The sequence below is a fragment of the Streptomyces sp. NBC_01257 genome (assembly GCF_035917255.1).
Classification (GTDB): Bacteria; Actinomycetota; Actinomycetes; order Streptomycetales; family Streptomycetaceae; genus Streptomyces.
The window spans coordinates 8,101,407-8,120,151 of sequence record NZ_CP108472.1 but is presented as its reverse complement, the minus strand read 5'-3'; the positions used below and the strand labels follow the sequence as shown (position 1 = coordinate 8,120,151).

The following is an 18,745-nucleotide window of genomic DNA, read 5'->3' as shown; positions in this document are numbered from 1 at the left end:
CCCTCATGCCCCGCAGAGACCCCGCCGGCCGCAGACGCGGGCGGCTCGCCGCTCTCGTCCTGCTCCTGTTAACCGCACTCCTCGCCCCCGCCCCCGCCGCGTTCGCCGCGACGCCCGGGATGTACCCGCACGGAGTCGGGGCAGATCTCGGCCCCACCCCGAAGACCCTCGGTATCCGGCCGAGCGCCGGCGACGACCCCGCCGGGCTCCGCACCGGCGAACTCGACGGCCGTACGTACTGGCGGACGGACGTGGCGAAGGGCACCGGCCATCTGGACCTCGCCCTCGACGCGGACTATCTGAAGGGCGTCGACGCCGACGGGGTGACCGTCAGCGTCACCTACCGGGACACGGGCGCCGGCACCCTCGTGCTCGGCGGCGCCACCCCGCTGCGGCTCACCGGCAGCGACACCTGGAGGACCGGCAGCTTCGACGTGGCCACGGCCGATGCCGCCGTGCTGCGCCTGTCCGGAACGGACGGAGCGGAGGGCGGCGACGGCACCGCGCCGGCCGACATCACGGTCGCCGCCGTGCGCGTCGGCACCTCGGGCGCCTCCGTGACCCTCGGGGAGGCACCGCAGCCCTCGGGGATCACCCCGCGTGCGGGTGACGCCGGCAGCGGTCTCGTCACCGGGGTGGAGGCCGGCCGGGGCTACTGGGGCACCGACCGGAGCGCCCCGGCGCCGGGGCTGAACTTCTTCTACATGAACGTCTCCGACACCTTCCTCTACGACACCCGGGACAAGGTGCTCGTCAGCGTCGACTACTTCGACGCGGGCAACGGCACGTTCGGCCTGCACTACGACTCGCCGGGCAGCGCCACGAGCGACATGTTCAAGCCGTCGGAACTCTTCGCCTACGGGGACACGAAGACGTGGAAGACCCACACCTTCGCCCTCGACGACGCGATCATGACCAACCGCTCCAACGGCTCGGACTTCCGCATCACGACGGACGGCGGGGCCGCCGAACTGAAGGTCGCCGCGGTACGGATCACCGTCGTGCCGGCCGAACTGAAGCCGGCCGAGGGCCTGCAACTCCTCGTCGCCGACGCGCGGCGGGCCTGGACGGCGGCGCGCGAGGGCGGGCGAGACGGGCAGTACCCGCCGGGCGCGAAGGCCGCGCTGCTGGACTCGATCGCCGCCGCGCAGAAGGCCGTCGACACCGGCGGCACGACGGAGGCGGAGCTGAAGGCCGCCCTGGACGCGCTCGACACCTCGCTCCGGGACTTCCGGAAGTCCGCGGTGAACACCAACCTGGCCCGCGGCACGAAGGCCACCGCGAGCAGCGGCACGCCCGCGGCCGCGGTCGACGGGGACGCCTCGACGGCGTGGACCAGCGGCGACGGCGGCACCGGCGAGTGGATCACGACGGACCTGGGCTCGGTGAAGTCCGTCAACGACGTCCGGATCCAGTGGGGTTCGACCTTCGCCCAGGACTACACGGTGCAGGTGTCCCGCGACGGCCGGGACTTCACCACGGTGGGCCGCAACGGCGCCATCGCCACGAAGACGATCCGCACCCGCTTCGCGACCACGGCCGCACGCTATGTGCGGATCGCGGTCAAGGGGTACGCCCCGGGCGCCAGGAACATCACGATCGGCGAACTGGAGGTGCGCAAGGAGCGCACCGTACGGCCGTGGCCGCATGCGGTGAGGACGGACTTCCCGGTGGAGTCCCCGGTCGTCGCGGACTTCGACGCCCGCGACTACGGCGCCGACCCGAGCGGCCGCAAGGACTCCACCCACGCGATCCAGCAGGCCGTCTACGACTGCTACGACGCGGGCGGCGGCACGGTCTGGCTCCCCTCGGGGACGTACCGGGTGACCGACACCGTCGAGGTGCACTCCTTCTGCACCGTGCGCGGTGACCGGCGCGATCCCGACCGCGGCAGCGGCGGGTACGGCACGGTGATCTCAGCCGACCTGCCCGCGGGTGCGGACGGACCGGTCCTGTTCCGGATCGGCGGCAGCGCGGGCGTCATGGGCGTCACCACCTACTACCCGCGCCAGAGTGCGGCCTCGCCGGTCGCGTACAACTCGACGTTCCAGATCCCCGGCGGTGCGTGGATCGGCAACGAGAACTACATGATGGCCACCGTCTCCGACGTCACGATGCTCAACTCGTACAAGGGCGTGGGAATCAGCACCATGCCCAACGACCAGGGCGTGGCGCCCTCCTCGGGCCAGGTCCACGAGTCGGCGACGCTCCGCAACATCAAGGGGACCGTACTGTCCGAGGGCTTCCGTGCCTTCAACGGCGCGGACGTGGGCACCTGGGAGAACATCACCCTGGACAACGGTTACTGGGCGGACGCCCCGGCGGCCTACCACCCGCCGAAGCGGGCCGCGCTGGACACCTGGACCCGCGCGCACGGCACCGGATTCGTCCTCGGTGACCTGGAGTGGGACCAGTTCTACCGGATCAAGGCCGCCGACTACCGCACCGGGATCCACATCGTGGCCGGTCAGCGGGCCTCGTTCACCGGCAGCTTCGTGCAGAGCGAGATCCGCCGCACGGATGTCGCGCTGCTGGCGGACAGCTTCGACTCGCGCTGGGGCATGTCCTTCGCCTCCAGCGTCCTGGAGGGCAGCGAGGCGGCCGTCCGGAACGGCTCCGAGGCGTATGTGAAGCTCACCGACACCAAGGTGTCCGGAGCCGTCTCGGGCATCGTCCACCGCATGTCCGGCACGGTCCCGCGCTACGACCAGAAGCCGCTGCCCCGGCCCGCGCGGGACGCGCTGTACGTCGCGGACCGGGCTCCGCGCGAGACCGGCATCATGCCGCGGCGGGACGCCACGGCCGCCGTCCAGCAGACCCTGGACCGGGCGGGCCGCGAGGGCGGCGGGACCGTCTACCTCCCGGCCGGCTGGTACCGCGTCGACGGCCACCTCCGGGTGCCCGCCGGGGTGGAGCTGCGCGGCGCGTCGCCCGTACCGAACCGCGATCTGGTCGGTGCGAGCGGCGGCACCGTCCTGATGGCGTACGAGGGCCGTGACACCGGCAGTCCCGACACGGCGACGGCGCTGATCACGCTGAACGGCAAGCGGGCGGGCGTCCGCGGCCTGCGGGTCCTGTACCCCGAGAACAACCCGGCGGCGGCGGACGGCCCGGTCCCCTATCCGTTCGCCGTGCGCGGCAACGGTCCGGGCACCTACGCCCTCGACCTCGGCCTGCCCAACGCCTGGAACGGCATCGACATGGCCGCGCACCGCAACGACGGATTCACCGTCCGCAAGCTGGCCGGCGCCGTCTTCAACCGGGCCATCACGGTCGGCCGCAGCGACGGCGGCCGGATCGAGGGGGTGCTCAACAACGGGAACGCGGTCGCGCGGGTCGCCTACGCCCTGCCGGACTGGGTCCTGGAGTCGAACATCTTCCCCGATGTGATCGACGACCCGATGCGCAAGCAGTCGCAGATCGTGACGGTCGACGGCGCCACCCGGCTGACGGTGCTCAACGCCTTCGCCTACGGCTTCCACCACGGTCTGGTCGTCCGCTCCGGTGAGGTGACCGCGTACAACCTGGGCACCGACAACCTCGGCACCGACGGCTTCACGGTCGAGGCGGACGGCGGAGACGTCACGGTGGTCAACCTCCTGCGCTACAACGGCGCCTCGGTCACCGGCCCGGCGCGTGCGTACAACATCATGGCGATCAACATGCTCCAGAACGGCCTGACCGCCGAGGCCGCACCGGCCGGACACGGCACCGTGACCCTCGTCGGCAACGAGACGGAGCCGGGCCGCTACGAACGGGGCTCCACGGTCACCGCCGAGGCGAAGCCGCTCCCCGGCCACCGCTTCCTGAGCTGGACGGTGGACGGCGAGGTGATCTCCACCGGTCCCTCGCTGGAGATCACGGTCGACGCGGACAGGACGGTGACGGCCACCTTCGACTGACCTGCCGGCTCCCTCCCCCGGCCACGCCGGCTCCCGCGCCAGGGAGCCGGCGTGGCCGCGCGCACGCTGCGAGGCGCACCGGGACTCCTCACCCGATGTGGCGCCCGGCCCGCGTGTGCGGCGGCGAGGAGCGGGCACCTGGCCGATATTGAAGGCACTGCGTCCACGCAGTGCCCGCTCCGCACGGACGAGGAGACAACCGCTGTGACAATCCCCGCAGCGCCGGGCGACTCCGGAACCGGTGTCGTCACGACGGCCCTACCGGCGCGACTGGACCGTCTGCCGTGGTCACGCTGGCACTGGATGATCGTCATCGGCCTCGGGACGGTGTGGATCCTCGACGGGCTGGAAGTGACGACGGTCGGCAACATCGCGGGCCGGCTTTCGGAGGAGGGATCGGGGCTGGACATCACGTCCGCCCAGGTCACCGGACTGGCCGCGGCCCTCTACGTGGCGGGGGCCTGCGCGGGTGCGCTCTTCTTCGGATGGCTCACCGACCGGTTCGGCCGCAAGAAGCTGTTCATGGTGACCCTCGCGGTCTACCTGGCGGCGACGGCGATGACCGCACTGTCCTTCAGCGCGTGGTGGTTCTTCCTCTTCCGCTTCCTCACCGGTTTCGGCATCGGCGGGGAGTACGCGGCCATCAACTCGGCGATCGACGAACTGATCCCCTCGAAGTACCGGGGCCGGGTCGACCTCATCATCAACGGCAGCTACTGGCTGGGCGCCATCGGCGGGGCGCTGCTGTCGATCGTCATGCTGAACACGGACTACTTCCCCAAGGACCTGGGCTGGCGGCTCACCTTCGCCCTGGGTGTCGTCCTGGGCCTCGTGATCCTGCTCGTCCGGCGGCACGTACCGGAGAGTCCGCGGTGGCAGCTCATCCACGGCCACCGCGAGGACGCCGACGAACTCGTCTCCTCCGTCGAGCGGGAGATCGAGGACGAGAGTCACGAGAAGCTGCCGCCGCCGGCCGGTGAGATCACGGTCCACGAGCGCAAGAGCATCGGCTTCGGGCTCATCGCGAAGACCGTGTTCCGCAGCTATCCCAAACGTGCGGTGCTCGGGCTGTCCCTCTTCATCGGGCAGGCGTTCCTCTACAACGCGATCACGTTCGGCTTCGGCGCGATCCTCACCAAGTTCTTCGACGTCGAGAGCGGTCGGACCGGCTACTACTTCGCGGTGATCGCGGCCGGCAACTTCGTCGGACCACTCGTACTCGGCAAACTGTTCGACACGATCGGGCGGCGCATCATGATCGCGGCCACGTACATCGTTCCGGGCATCCTGCTGTTCGTCACGGCCTGGCTCTTCGACCGGGGCTCCCTCGACGCCAACACCCTGACCGCCTGCTGGTGCGTGGTGCTGTTCTTCGCATCCGCCGGGGCGAGCAGCGCCTATCTGACCGTCTCCGAGATCTTTCCCATGGAGACCAGGGCCATGGCCATCGCCTTCTTCTACGCGGTCGGCACGGCGGTCGGCGGAATCAGCGGCCCGCTCATCTTCGCCGACCTCACCGAGTCCGGCGTCGCCCGCGACACGGCACTCGCCTTCTGCATCGGTGCCGCGCTGATGTGCGCGGCCGGCATCGTCGCCGCCTTCCTCGCGGTCGACGCCGAGCAGCGCTCCCTGGAGGACATCGCGCGACCGCTCTCCCAGACGGAGAAGGCCGGCGGCCGGGGCGACGACGCGGGCCGGTAGCGGGAGTCACCCGAGCGCACGGCCCGGTGTGCGCGCCCGGGGCGGCGGTGCCATGTTTCGGACGGGGCCCTGCGGCAACCCGGGTGGTGGGCATCGGCCGCGTCGCTGTCCCCGGTGCGGGCCGGGTGCCCCGGAGAAGAGACCCGAGAACGAGAAGGAGAACGCCATGCCGGCCGGATCCAGTCGCAAGCGTGAGCGTCAGTACGAACACGTGAAGGAGAGCGCCGAGAAGCGCGGCGAGCCGGAGAAGCGCGCGAAGGAGATCGCCGCCCGTACCGTCAACAAGGAACGGGCCCGCTCGGGTGAGTCGAAGACGGCGAGCAGGACATCCACACAGGACCCGAAGTCGGCGTCCCAGCGAGGCGGGGAGCGCTCGCACAAGGGCGCGCAGGGGCGTACCAGGGACCAGCTGTACGAAGAGGCCAGGAAGAAGAACATCGAGGGCCGCTCCACGATGAACAAGGAGCAGCTCCGCAAGGCGGTCAGCCGCTGATTCACCGAAACCACCGGCCGCGCCGCGTCGCGGCCGTACCCCTGGCCGACAGGAAGGACGTCAGCGGATGAGCGACCACGATGCGGCCGAGCGCAAGGTGCTGGCCATCGTCACCAACTACGGCGTCGAGCAGGACGAGCTCGTCGTCCCGCTCGACCACCTGCGCGGGTGGGGCGCCCAGGTCGATGTCGCGGCCGTGACGAGGGACTCGGTCGAGACCCTCGTCGGTGACAAGGAGCCCGGCAGGACCCTGGAGCCCGACCTGACGCTGGACGAGGCCGATCCGGACGGTTACGACCTTCTGCTCGTACCGGGCGGGACGCTGAACGCCGACACACTCCGCATGCAGAGCTCCGCGTGCCGGATCGTGCGCGCGTTCTCCGCAGCGGGCCGCCCCGTCGCCGCGATCTGCCACGGGCCCTGGGTGCTGGTGGAGGCCGGCGTGATCCCGGGAAAGCGGCTCACGTCCTACGCCTCGCTGCAGACCGACATCCGCAACGCGGGCGGCGACTGGACGGATCAGCCGGTCGTCACGGACGAGTCCGGCGGCTGGAAGCTCATCACCTCACGGAACCCGGACGATCTGGAACCGTTCGTGCGGGAGATCGACGCGGCGCTCGCCGTCCCGGGCCTGCCCGGCCTCTGATCCGCGTCCGGGGGCCCTCGCGCGCGTGCACGCAACGGCCGAGGGCCGGTATCGGATTTCTCCGATACCGGCCCTCGGTCCACGACTGTCTCCAGTCGGGACGACAGGATTTGAACCTGCGACCCCTTGACCCCCAGTCAAGTGCGCTACCAAGCTGCGCCACGTCCCGCTGCCAGTCCCCCGGTCATGCCGGGCGGCTGCGCAGGACAAACATTACCTCACTCCGTGGACCGGATCGACGCCCGCGCCTGCTGGGCGCGGGTCGCCAGGGACTCGGCGCCGCAGGCCGTGGCCAGCTTCTGTGCCCGGGCGAGCTCACGGGGCGACCGGGTGGCGATGCCGTAGTCGAGGAGGGCGAGGGCCAGCTCGTAGCCGGACGGTGACGCCTCCAGGTGGCGGACGGCCTCACCGAGCAGGTGGGCCGCCTCCTCCGGGCGGGCGAAGAGGGCGACACAGCGCAGGGCCTCGCCGATCGCCGTATCCGTGCCGAAGCGCTCCGCGTGCACCCGGGCGGAGTTGGCGAGCTGGGCGGCGCGGCCCGGGTCGTCGTCGGCGAGGGCGCGGGCCAGGTCGCCCGCCCAGGGGCCCCAGATGCCGTTGAACCTGCCGCGTGGTTCGAGGGCGTGCCCGGCCGCCTCCAGCTCGGTGACGGCTTCCTTCGTACGGCCCTCGGCCAGCAGCAGGCGGCCACGGACGCACGGTGCGTCGGGCAGGACCATGGCACTGGGGTAGGGCAGACCGAAGTCGTACTGGTCGGCGACCTTGCGGGCCTCGGTGACCCGGCCGCGGGCCAGCAGGGTGTCGATGAGGAGGCAGGCGGCGTCCCAGTGGACGGGCAGTCCGCTGCCGACACGGTCGGCGAGGCGCAGTCCCTCGCGCAGGAAGCCCTCCGCCTCGGCCAGCCGGCCGCGACGGCGGTGGACCAGGCCGAGCAGGGTGTGGGCGAAGGCCAGGTGGGCGCCGCTCCAGCCGGAGATCTCGAAGGCGCGCACGGCCTCGCCGAAGAGTTCCTCGGCCCGGTCGAGCTGGTCGGTGAAGGCGTAGGTGATGCCGAGCAGGGTGGGGAGCTCGAAGCCCCATTCGGTGTCGGTCCAGCCCAGGCCGCGGGCGGGGTGGCCGTTGACCAGGGCGCGTTCGCACAGGTCCACGATCAGCTGGGAGTTCTCGCCGCGCAGCATCGCATCGAAGGCGCGGAGCGTGAGGAGTGCCCGTTCGGCGTTGTCCCGGCCGGTGAGGTGGTCGGCGTTGGCGGCGAGCCGGCGGGAGCGGCCGGGCCCGTCCTCCTCGGTGGCCTGCATGCCCTCCCAGAGGAAGTGGGCGGCCTGCAGGCGCATCAGGCCCGGTCCCGGCGCCGTGCGCTCGGCCTCGGCCGCCAGTGCAAGGGCCGCTTCCTTCAGCTGGTTGTTGTGCGACAGGGCGGCGGCCAGCCGGAACGTGGCGTCGACCCGCAGTTCGTCGGCGAGGCCGGGCATGTCGAGTGCGGCCCGCAGGTGCTGCACGGTGGTGGGCGGGGAGCTGAGCAGGGTGGCGCAGCCCAGCTCGTACAGGAGGGTGGCGCGTACGTCGTGGCGCGGCGGTTCCTGGAGCGCCCGCTCCAGGCAGCGGCGGGCGGCTTCGGGGGCGCCGACCGCGAGGTGCTGGTTGGCGGCGGCCCGCAGTTGCTCGACGAGTTCCTGGTCGTCGTCCGGGTGGACTTCGAGCAGGTGCCGGGAGGCCGCCGCGGGTCCGAGGCCGGCCCGGGTGATCGCCCAGGCGGCTCTGCCGTGCATGGCGGTGCGGGTGGCGGGCGGAATGGAGCGGTACACGGCGGTGGCGATCAGCGGGTGCACGAACTCCAGCGGGTCGAAGCCACTGACGATACGGGCCTCGCGCAGCCGGGCGGTGCAGTCCGCCGCCTCGGCGGGGCTCATTCCGGCCAGGGTGGCGGCGAGTTCCTGGGAGATGTCGGTACCGAGGACGGCGGCGGCCCAGGCGAAGCGGTTGGCGTTGGTGCCGAGCCGTTCGAGCCGGGCGACGAGACCGCTGCCCCGGGCCGACGCGCCGAGTTCGCGGAGCAGTCCGGCGGACTCCTCCAGCGGGGCCAGTTCACGGTCCTGGACCTTCGCGACGAGCTCGACCGCCTCGTAGGGGTTGCCGCCGGTGACGGCCCACACCTCGCGGCAGAACGGGTCGTCGGCGTGGTCGCCGAGGGTGGCCCGGACCAGTTCGGACGTGGCGTCGGGGGTGAGTGCGCGCAGGGCGACACGGACCTGCGCCGGATGGCCGCCCGCGGCGGTGCGCTGGGCCTCGCGGGCCGCGAGCTCCTCCGGGCGGTGCGCCTGGACGACCAGGACCTTCAGTTCACCGAGCCGGGCGGTGAACGAGGCGAGCCAGGCGAGGGATTCGCCGTCCGCCCAGTGCGCGTCGTCGATGACGAGGAGCAGCGGACGGTGGCTCAGCCGGGAGGCGAGCCGGGAGACGACCCAGTCGAGGCCGTCGCGCACACCCTGCGGGTCGGGCTGCGGGCCGGTGGGCTCGGAGAGGCCCAGGGCCGGTGCCGCGATCTCGTACCAGGCGCCGAACAGGGCCTTCACGTCGTCGGCGGGGAACTGGTCCAGCGCGGGCTGGAGCAGCTGGCGCACGACGTGGAACGGCACCGAGGTGACCGTCTCGCCGCCGCGGGCGGACCAGACGGTGCAGCGGTCGGCGGCCATGGCCTGGATCTCGGCCAGCAGCGCGGTCTTGCCGATGCCCGCCTCGCCGCTGAAGACCAGCAGCCCGCCGGCGGCCTGCGCGCCGCAGAGGGCGTCAACGGCCTGTGCGGCGGCGGCGAGTTCCGGTTCGCGTTCGTACAGCGGCCGGGACGGCTTCATGCCTGCTCTCCCCAAAGTCGGATCGATGACAGTCGAGCCTAGTCGTGCGCGGGGGGCCACCGACAGGGGTTCAGGCAGTTCTCCGCAGGTACGAGGCACAATCGGGGGGTGGACGAGACTCGCAGGGACCGGGACGCCGAGGGCCGGGCGCACAACGCGCGCCCCCGGGACGGGCTGGGACGCCCCCTGCCGTACGGGACGCAGGGGGTGGAGCGGCAGCCCGAGGGCGTGGTCCGTTCGCCCGGGGAGACGGTGCGGGAGGCGCAGCGGCTGCTGGACGCCGGAATGCCGTTCCACGCCCATGAGGTGTTCGAGGACGCGTGGAAGTCGGGGCCCGACGCGGAACGGGAGTTGTGGCGGGGGCTGGCGCAGCTGGCCGTCGGTCTGACCCATGCCGCCCGGGGCAACGCGACGGGCGGTGCGCGGCTGCTGCGGCGGGGCGCGGGTGCGCTGGCGGGATTCGCCGGGTCCGGTGGGGCCGCCGGGGCTCCCGGCGGGCCGGACACTCCGGCCGCTCGGGTTCCGGCGGCGCACGGGATCGACGTCGACGCGCTGAGCGGCTGGGCGCTGGAGCTGGCCGGGCGGGTGGAGGGCGAGGGTGCCCCGGTCGTCGACGCGGCCGCCGAGGCGCCGCGGCTGCGGGCCGACGGCGGCTGACCGCGGTGCGCGGGACCGGATCGCGGCGCACCGGGACGGAGGGCACGGAGCCCGAACTCCCCTTCCTTTCCCTCTCCTTGACCGAGAGCGGTGAACAGGGGCGTGCGGAGCCATTACGATCCGGCCTCATGAGCACTTCTGACCAGGACCAGGACCAGGCCCTCGACGCCCCGATAGCCGAACCCGAGGACACCGCGGCGGCCGAGGACCGGCGGCTGACGCCACGCCAGGCGAGACGACTGCGGATCGTCCTCTCCTCGGTCGGGATGGTGGCGATGGCGGTCGTCCTGGGGCTGCGGATCGCGAGCCGGTCCTCCGTCCTGGTGGTCGGGGTGTACGGGCTGGCGCTGATCCTGTGCGGGATCGTGATCGAGCTGAGCAGGAACGGCCGGACCCGGCTCGGCAGCTGGCTGCTGGGGGTCGGTCTGGTGGCGGCGATCGGGTCGGACTGGCTGCTGATCCCCTGAACCCCGGGCCTGCCGGGCGCGGCCCGTTCCGCGCGTCCCGGTCAGTCCAGTGAGACGTGCACCGTCCCGCCGTGCGGATCGGCCCGGTCCAGCCAGCCGGCGGGCAGGTGGAAGGGGCGGCCCGGCCGGGCGGGCCGCAGCAGGCGCCGGCGGTGCAGTTCCACACCGTCCTGGCGGACGACGAGCAGCGGGGCCGTGAGGATCCGGCCGGTCCGCAGGATGAACCGGTCGCCCAGCGGCCGGTCGTCCCCGGGCCCGATGAGGTTGGGCGTGATCCACTCCAGCGGTGCCGCGACGGCGACCGCGGGGCGGTCCGCGGGCCAGTCGCCGGTGGCGAGATGACGGAGTACGGGTACGGCGAGGGCGCGGCCCTCCGCCGCGGCGGTGCCGGCGCTCTCCACGCCGTGCAGCACGTTGCCCACGGCGAAGACGCCGGGCTCGCCCGTGCGGTACGCGGCGTCGTGCGCGGGGCCCCGGGTACCGGGGTCCAGCGGCAGGCCCGCGCGCCGCGCCAGTTCGTGTTCGGGGATCCAGTCGCCCGTGAACACCACGGTGTCGCAGGGCAGGGTCGTCGTGCGGCCGTCCTCGTGGCGCACCGAGACGCCGGTGAGCCGGGTACGGCCGGTCAGGGCGGTGACGGCGGTGCGGGTGAGCAGCGGGGCGCTATGGAGCTGTTCCAGGGCGGCGGGCCGGACCGGGGGCCGGTCGGTGACCCGGGCGACGACTTCGACGCCGGCCTCGCGCAGGGTGCCGGCGGCCGCGTCGGCGACCGGTTCGTCGCCGACGATCACCGCCCGGCTGCCGATGTGCTGGTGGTGGAGGTGGACGGCCTGCTGGAGTTCTCCGGTGGTGTAGACGCCCGCCGGGCGGGTGCCGGGGACCAGCCGGGCGCTGCGCGGGCGTTCCCGGGCTCCGGTGGCGAGGACGACGGTCCTGGCGGTGATCCGTTCCAGTCCGCCCGGTCCTGTGGTGTCGAGGATGCGTGGACCCGCCCAGCCGGTGACGGTGATGCCGGTGCGCAGGACGGCGCCGGCGCCGGTCGCGGCAGCCGCGCTGCGCCGGGCGTACTCGGGGCCGCTTATCCCTCCGCTCGTGCGCCGGCTGCCGAACCCCTTGTGGTGGCAGTGGCGCGGGATGCCGCCCGCGGTCTGTTCGCGTTCCAGGACCTCGACCCGGCGCACCCCGGAAGCGGCGAGTGCGGCCGCGGCGCCCAGACCGGCCGGGCCCGCCCCGACGACCAGCACGTCGACGCTCCGCTCGCGGCGGGTCATGTCCGGCTCCCCTCCTCGATGCGTGCGCGGAGACCGGCGCCGCAGGAGAAGCCCTGGCAGCGTCCGTTGCCGGCCCTGGTCCTGCGGGCCAGGCCCGCGACGGAGCGCGGCGGGAGGGTGGAGCGGAGGGCGTCTCGGATCTCGCCCTCGGTGACGCGCTCGCAGTGGCAGACCAGGGTGCCGTACGCGGGGTCCCGGGCGATGAGTCCGGCGTCCAGGCAGGGGCGTTCGCCCGTCTCACCGAGTCCGGGCATGGTGAGGGGCTCCAGCGCGACGGGGGTGCCCAGGGCGAGGCCGGTGTCGGCGAGGAGCGCGGTGACGTGGTCGGCGATGGCCATGGAGGCGGTCAGTCCGGTGGAGCGGATTCCGCCGACCGCGATGTAGTTCAGGCCGGGGTGGGCCTGGATTCGGTAGTCCTCCTGCCCGGTGGCCGCCCGCAGTCCCGCGTACACGGCGGTCACCTCCTCGTCGAGGAGCCGGGGCAGGATCCTTCGGCCCTTCTCCCGCAGCAGGGCGATTCCCTCCTGTGTCGACTCGGTGGCGGTCTTGTCGTCGAGTTCCTCCGCTGTGGGGCCGAGAAGCACGTTGCCGAAGACGGTCGGGGCCACCAGGACGCCCTTGCCGACGGCGGTGGGGACGGGGAGCAGGATGTGCCGGACCAGGTCGCGGGCGGGCTTGTCGAACACGATGAGCTGGCCGCGGCGCGGGGTGACGGTGAAGTGGTCGTGGCCGAACTGCCGGTCGATCTCGTCGGCGTGCAGCCCGGCGGCGTTGATCAGGTACCGGGTGCGCAGCGGGCCGCGCCCGGTCGTGAGGGTGTGGTGGTCCGGTCCGGGCTCGATGCGGCCGACCCGGCAGTCCAGGTGCAGATGGACGCCCGCGCGGACGGCCTGGGTGGCGAAGGCGAGCGGTGTGGTCCAGGGGCAGATGACGGACTCGTCGGGGACCTCCAGCGCGCCGAGTGCGCCCGGGCCGAGGTGGGGTTCCCGCTCGGCGACCTCGTCGGCGTCCAGCAGCCGGGCGGCGTGGTAGCCGTTGGCCTCCGCCTTGGCCAGCAGGGCGGGCAGCGCGGCGAGTTGTCCGGCGTCCCAGGCAACGAGGAGGGCGCCGACGCGCTCGACCGGGATCCCCGTCCCGGCGGCGTACGCGGCGAGTTTCCGCTGCCCCTCGCGGACGAGGCGGGCTTCCAGGGAGCCGGGGACGGCGTCGAAGCCGGTGTGCAGGATCGCGGTGTTGGCCTTGGACGTGCCGTCGCCGATGTCGTCCGACGCCTCGACCAGGGCGGTGCGGACCGGGTGGTGGGCGAGGGCGCGGGCGATGGCGGTGCCGACCACGCCCGCTCCGATGACGGTGACGTCGTACGGGGCGCCGCCGGGCAGTTCCGGCAGGGGGTCCCCGGCGGTGGTGACGGTGACGGGGTGCGTCATCGGGCCGCTCCGGCCGGGGTCATGACCGTTCCAGCAGGGTGTCGACGGCGGCGCGGAATCCGGCGAGGCGCTCGGCCGCCTCCGAGGGGCCGATCCGCGGTTCGTAGACGGCGGACGGCCGCCAGGCGGGGACGGCGTCGGCGAGGGCGAGTCCGGGGTCGCTGCCGAGCCGGGCCACGGCCCCGACCCCGAGAGCGGTGACGTCGGGCAGGGCGGACACCTCGACGGGCCGTTGCAGCAGATCGGCCTGGGTCTGCATGAGGAGTGCGGAGCGGGTCAGTCCGCCGTCGACGCGGAGGGCCGTCAGCGGGGTGCCGAGGTCGGAGGCCACCGCGTCGGCGAGTTCGACGACCTGCGCGGCGATGCCCTCGCACAGCGCCCGCACGAGGTGGCCGGCCGTGGTGTCCAGGCTCAGGCCGGTGACCGAGCCGCGCAGGTCGCCGCGCCACCAGGGGGCGGCGAGACCGGCGAGCGCGGGCACGAAGGTGACGCCGCCGGAGTCGGGGACGCCGCCACCGACCGGGTCGAGATCCTCCGCCCCGGAGATCACCTTGAGGTCGGTGAGCCAGCGGACGGCGGAGGCGGCCGTGTAGACCTGTCCGTCCAGGCAGTAGCTGGTACGTCCGCCGAGCCGCCAGGCCACGCAGCTGACCAGCCCGGTGGAACCCCGGCGCGGCACGCCGCCGGTCTGGGCCAGGAGGAACGCGCCGGTGCCGTAGGTGCACTTGGCGCTGCCGGGTTCCAGCGCGCCCTGCGCCAGGAGGGCCGCCTGCTGGTCGACGAGCAGCCCGGTCAGCGGGAGTTCGCCGCCGAACGCGGTCGTGGTGCCGAAGGTTCCGGCCGCGTCCACCACGGCCGGCAGGCGTTCGCCGCCCAGACCGAAGACGTCCAGGGCGGCGGGCGACCAGACGGTCTCGTCGAGGTCGAGCAGCTGGGTCCGGCCGGCCGTCGCCGCGTCCGTGACGAAGGCTCCGGTGAGCCGGTGGACGAGCCAGGAGTCGCTGGTGGTGACGACCCCGGCACGGGTCCGTTCGCGGCGGATCCAGGCCATCTTGGGTGCGGCGAAGTACGGATCGAGCGGCAGTCCGGTGAGCCGCTTCAACTCCTCCTCGTGTGCCGCGAGTTCCCCGCAAAGCGGCTCGGAGCGCCGGTCCTGCCAGACGATCGCCTCGGTGAGCGGCTTCCCGGTGTCCGGGTCCCAGGCGAGCACCGTCTCGCCCTGGTTGGCGAGCCCCACGGCGACGACCGGTTCGCCCGCGGCGGCCAGGGCCTGCGTCCCGGCGTCGACGACCGAGCCGAGCAGTTCGGCCGGGTCCGCCTCGACGGCTCCCCCGGGTCCGTAACGCGGCCGCACCGGAGCGGAACCGGAACCGATCACGCCCCGCTCGGGACAGATCACCAGCGCTTTCGTCCCTGAGGTGCCCTGGTCCACGGCGAGTACCGGGCCTGTCATCGGGTCTCCAGCGGTACGCAAGCCCCCGGGCTTGAACGGAATCGTGATCATCGGTCGCGGCAACCCAGGGTGGTGCAGCCCAGCGGTTACGTCAAGCGCCCGCAGGAGATGTCGCCGGAACCCGGCGCGTCCGCTCAACCTCCTGTTTGCACAAGTGACTTGAAGAAGATCCACGATTCGTTCGGGAGTTCGGCACGGAGGGCTCTACACTCACCGCCGAGCAACAACCGGACGCTTTACAGCAGTTCACATTTCAACTGCTGCTTCACCCCCCACGTCCCGAGGATCGATGAGACCGACACCATGCTCCGAGCACGTCCATGGCCAACAGTGAATTCCGGCCGGTCTACCATCCGGCCGGCCACGACAACGCACTCCGCTCCGCGTTACAGGACTTACGCACCGGCCGCTGGCTGTCGATGCGTGATCTCCTGGAGAGCACCCCGGACTGGACCCTGTGGACCCAGCGCACCCAGGTGTTCGGGGCGGTCGCGGCGGGATCGGACGCGGTTCGGGCCTGGCTGACGGAGGAGCCGCGCAGCGTCGCGGCCGCCGTGATGCACGCGCGGGTCGCCGTGGAGCGGGCGGTACGGGCCCACCGCGCCGACCACCCGCGCGGACAGGAGCTGTGGCAGGAGGCCTGGGAGGCGTGCCGCTCGGCCGCCCACGCCTCACCGGCGGACCCGGTGCCCTGGGTGTGCCTGCTGGCGCTGGCCCAGCTCGACGAGCGCCAGCGCCTGGAGGAGCACCGGCTGCATCCCCCGGGCCCCATGCTCTTCCCCGGGCCGTGGGGGCTGCTGGCGGAGGCCGACAAGCGCGATCCGTACAACCGCGAGGCCTATCACCGGATGCTCCAGTTCGTCTATGCGCGCAAGGCCGGGGGCGTCCTCTCCGAGGCGGTCAACTTCGTTCAGTGGGCGGCCTCCTCGGCACCCGACGGCTCGGCGCTGCACGTTCTCCCGCTGTACGTGCGGGTCGAGCGCTACCGCCGCGAGAACGGTCACGAGAAGGCGCTGGACCTGCACTGGGTCACCGAGGACGCAGAGCGCGAGGCCCTGCGCGCCCTGGAGATCTGGTTCCTGCGCACTCCCCCGGCCACCCACACCCTGCTCGATCTGAACCATCTCGCGCACGCGCTGTGGGGGGCGCTCCAGTTCGCCGACGCCGCTCCGGTCTTCCGTGAACTCGGCCCGTACTTCACCTCGTTGCCGTGGGCGTACCGCACCCGCGACCCCAAGGATCCCGGCGGCGCCGAGGAGGTTTTCCTGCGCGCCCGCAGCCGCGCCATCGCCGCCGCCCGCGATCCGGACCGGGGCCCGCACGGCTGACCCGGTCCGCTCCCCCTGTCCTGTGTCCCGTTCCCCCTTACCGCTCACGGAGGTCCTTCCATGTCCCTATCCACCTCGACCCAGCAGGGTGCCGAGGCCCCCGCACCCAAGGACGAGGAGCAGCGGCTGCGCGAACTCGGCTACCAGCCGGTGCTGGCGCGCCGCATGGGCGGCTTCGGCAACTTCGCCATCAGCTTCTCCGTCATCTCGATCCTGTCCGGCTGCATGACCCTGTACGGCTTCGGCATGTCCACCGGCGGGCCGTCGGTGATGCTGTGGGGCTGGGCCGGGGTCGGTCTGTTCGTGCTCTGCGTCGGCATGGCGCTCGCCGAGGTCACCAGCGCCTATCCGACGTCCGGGGCGCTGTACTACATGGCGGACCGGCTCGGCGGCCGCAAGTGGGGCTGGTACACCGGCTGGCTGAATCTGCTCGGGCTGCTCGGCGCGATCGCCGGCATCGACTACGGTGCCGCGCTGTTCACCGGTGCGCTGATGAACCTCCAGTGGGGGTTCTCGCCCACCCCCGGCAAGACGATGATCATCTTCCTCTGCATCCTGCTGCTGCACGCCGTGCTGAACCTGTTCGGTGTCCGGCTCGTCAGCGTGCTCAACTCGATCAGCGTGTGGTGGCACCTGGCCGGTGTCGCGGTGATCGTGTCCGTACTGGCGATCGTGCCCTCGCACCACCAGTCGCCGTCGTTCGTCTTCACCGAGTTCGTCAATGACACCGGCTGGGAGAACCCGCTCTACGTGGCGGCGATCGGCCTGCTGCTGGCGCAGTACACGTTCTGCGGCTACGACGCCTCCGCCCACCTGTCGGAGGAGACGTCGGACGCCTCCGTCTCGGCGCCCCGCGGCATCGTCCGGTCGATCTGGGTGTCGTGGCTGGCCGGTTTCGTGCTCCTCGCTGGGCTGACGTTCGCGATCCAGGACTACGCGGGCACCCAGAACAGCGCCACCGGAGTGCCGCCGGCCCAGATCCTCATCGACGCGCTGGGGACCTCGGGCGCGACCGCGATGCTGCTGATCGTGATCGCCGCGCAACTGTTCTGCGGCAACGCCGAGGTCGCCGCCACCAGCCGGATGGTGTTCGCCTTCAGCCGCGACAACGCGCTGCCGGGCTCCTCGCTGTGGCGCAAGGTGAGCGCCCGTACGCAGACGCCGGTCAACGCGGTGTGGCTGTCGGTGATCGTCGCCGGGGTGCTCGCCCTGCCGTCGCTGTACTCGGCGACCGCGTACGGCGCGGTGACCGCGATCAACGTCATCGGCATCACGCCGGCGTACGCGATCCCGATCTTCCTGAAGCTGCGCGCGGGTGACCGCTTCGATCGCGGGCCGTGGCACCTGGGCCGCTGGTCCAAGCCGGTCGGCTGGATCGCCGTCACATGGGTCGTGATCGTCACCGTGCTGTTCCTGCTGCCGCAGAAGTCGCCCGTGACGATCGACTCGATGAACTACGCCTCGATAGCCCTGGTCGCCGTGCTGGTCCTGGCGACCGTGTGGTGGTTCGTCGCGCGTCGCTCGTACGGCACCCCGTCGGCGTACGGAAACGCCCGTGAGCAGGCCGAGATCGAGGAGGGCATCGTCTGACCGACGCCCGGTCCGCTCGGCGGCCCTCCCGGATCCCCGCGGTCCGGGAGGGCCGCTACGGGTTCAGGAGCAGTTGCAGACCGCCCAGCACGGTGGCGCCGATGACCAGTCGCTCGAACAGGGCCTGGTTGATCCGGTCCACGCACTTCCGGCCGATCCAGGCGCCGGGCACGACGAACAGCAGCATGCAGGCGTCCAGCAGCAGGGACCGGCCGTCGATCAGCCCTAGGCCCACACTGAACGGCACCTTGGACGTGTTGACGATCAGGAAGAACCACGCCGACGTGCCGAGGAAGCCGAGTTTGCGGAACCCGGCGGAGAGCAGATAGAGCGACATGACGGGGCCGCCCGCGTTCGCGACCATGGTCGTGAAACCGCCGAGCACTCCGTAGGAACGGGCCTTGACCCGCTCGGCCGCGGTCGGCGGTCCGGTCCCGGCCTCCGGCTCCTCACCGGCCGTCGCGGTCCGGCGCCGCCACATGGTGACGCCTGCCATGAACAGCAGGATCGCGCCGATCGAGGTCCGGACGGCAGCGTCGCCGGCCCACATCATGAACAGCGTGCCGGCCACCACGCCCACCGCTACGGCGGGGAAGAGCCGCAGCAGGGTCGGCCAGTGCGCATGGCGCCGGTAGGTGAGCACGGCGAGCAGGTCACCGGCGATGAGGATGGGGAGCAGCACTCCGGTGGACTCGCGGGCGGGCAGTACCGCCGCGAAGACCGCGAGACTGATCGTGTTGGCACCGCTGACGGCCGTCTTGGAGAAGCCGACGAGCGCGGATGCCGCGGCCAGTGCCGCCAGTTGCCAGAGCGTAAGGGTGTCCATGCCAAGGGTAGATCGTAATATCTCTGATTTCCGGCTCTGCGGCTGCCCGGGCGGCGGCATGGTTATGCTGCGCTCCAAGCGCTCACACGAAGCGTTCAAACGAACAACGCGCAGCGTACGGCGAGGGGGCCA

Annotated in this window: 13 protein-coding genes and 1 tRNA gene; 8 read left to right on the top strand and 6 right to left on the bottom strand. The window is 72.3% G+C overall.

Annotation, left to right across the window (positions count from 1 at the left end):
* Positions 1–5 precede the first annotated feature (5 nt).
* From OG408_RS35415 to OG408_RS35400, 4 genes are all read left to right on the top strand, one after another.
* On the top strand, positions 6–3,902 hold the full coding sequence (locus tag OG408_RS35415; RefSeq protein ID WP_326673700.1) for a discoidin domain-containing protein: 3,897 nt from the start codon (positions 6–8) through the stop codon (positions 3,900–3,902).
* A gap of 204 nt (positions 3,903–4,106) precedes the next feature.
* A complete protein-coding gene (locus tag OG408_RS35410; protein WP_326673699.1) occupies positions 4,107–5,603 on the top strand; it encodes an MFS transporter in 1,497 nt (498 codons plus the stop codon).
* A gap of 166 nt (positions 5,604–5,769) precedes the next feature.
* The gene (locus OG408_RS35405; RefSeq protein WP_266785694.1) at positions 5,770–6,096 is read left to right on the top strand and encodes a plasmid stabilization protein; all 327 of its coding nucleotides are present in this window, start codon (positions 5,770–5,772) and stop codon (positions 6,094–6,096) included.
* A gap of 67 nt (positions 6,097–6,163) precedes the next feature.
* The gene (locus OG408_RS35400) at positions 6,164–6,742 is read left to right on the top strand and encodes a type 1 glutamine amidotransferase domain-containing protein (RefSeq protein ID WP_326673698.1); all 579 of its coding nucleotides are present in this window, start codon (positions 6,164–6,166) and stop codon (positions 6,740–6,742) included.
* A 95-nt stretch (positions 6,743–6,837) separates the two neighbouring features.
* On the opposite strand, the gene OG408_RS35395 is transcribed toward OG408_RS35400, so the two are convergent.
* Positions 6,838–6,911 (bottom strand) — tRNA-Pro (locus OG408_RS35395).
* Between the two features lie 49 nt (positions 6,912–6,960).
* Positions 6,961–9,594 carry an ATP-binding protein gene (locus tag OG408_RS35390; protein ID WP_266785691.1) on the bottom strand — a complete coding sequence of 878 codons (2,634 nt, stop codon included), beginning with the start codon at positions 9,592–9,594 and terminating at the stop codon, positions 6,961–6,963.
* A gap of 108 nt (positions 9,595–9,702) precedes the next feature.
* Between OG408_RS35390 and OG408_RS35385 the strand changes: the two genes are divergently transcribed.
* Complete coding sequence (locus OG408_RS35385; RefSeq protein WP_266785690.1) at positions 9,703–10,251, top strand: DUF309 domain-containing protein; 549 nt, start codon at positions 9,703–9,705, stop codon at positions 10,249–10,251.
* Positions 10,252–10,379: 128 nt separating this feature from the next.
* The gene (locus OG408_RS35380; protein ID WP_266785689.1) at positions 10,380–10,718 is read left to right on the top strand and encodes a hypothetical protein; all 339 of its coding nucleotides are present in this window, start codon (positions 10,380–10,382) and stop codon (positions 10,716–10,718) included.
* Between the two features lie 41 nt (positions 10,719–10,759).
* On the opposite strand, the gene OG408_RS35375 is transcribed toward OG408_RS35380, so the two are convergent.
* From OG408_RS35375 to OG408_RS35365, 3 genes are read right to left on the bottom strand one after another with little or no spacing between them, the layout of a single operon-like run.
* On the bottom strand, positions 10,760–11,989 hold the full coding sequence (locus tag OG408_RS35375) for an NAD(P)/FAD-dependent oxidoreductase (RefSeq protein WP_326673697.1): 1,230 nt from the start codon (positions 11,987–11,989) through the stop codon (positions 10,760–10,762).
* Positions 11,986–13,416 (bottom strand): NAD(P)/FAD-dependent oxidoreductase, encoded by a 1,431-nt coding sequence (locus OG408_RS35370; RefSeq protein ID WP_326673696.1) that lies wholly within the window; start codon positions 13,414–13,416, stop codon positions 11,986–11,988. The genes OG408_RS35375 and OG408_RS35370 overlap by 4 nt, the downstream gene beginning before the upstream one ends.
* Positions 13,417–13,435: 19 nt before the next feature.
* Positions 13,436–14,869, bottom strand: coding sequence for an FGGY family carbohydrate kinase (locus tag OG408_RS35365; protein WP_285564171.1), 1,434 nt, complete (start codon positions 14,867–14,869; stop codon positions 13,436–13,438).
* Positions 14,870–15,189: 320 nt separating this feature from the next.
* On the opposite strand from OG408_RS35365, the gene OG408_RS35360 reads away from it, so the two are divergent.
* Together OG408_RS35360 and OG408_RS35355 are read left to right on the top strand one after the other, a co-directional pair.
* A complete protein-coding gene (locus tag OG408_RS35360) occupies positions 15,190–16,197 on the top strand; it encodes a hypothetical protein (protein ID WP_266785682.1) in 1,008 nt (335 codons plus the stop codon).
* Between the two features lie 60 nt (positions 16,198–16,257).
* A complete protein-coding gene (locus tag OG408_RS35355) occupies positions 16,258–17,787 on the top strand; it encodes an amino acid permease (RefSeq protein ID WP_266785680.1) in 1,530 nt (509 codons plus the stop codon).
* A gap of 55 nt (positions 17,788–17,842) precedes the next feature.
* Here OG408_RS35355 and OG408_RS35350 read toward each other — a convergent pair whose 3' ends face one another.
* On the bottom strand, positions 17,843–18,613 hold the full coding sequence (locus tag OG408_RS35350; RefSeq protein WP_326673695.1) for a sulfite exporter TauE/SafE family protein: 771 nt from the start codon (positions 18,611–18,613) through the stop codon (positions 17,843–17,845).
* Positions 18,614–18,745 lie beyond the last annotated feature (132 nt).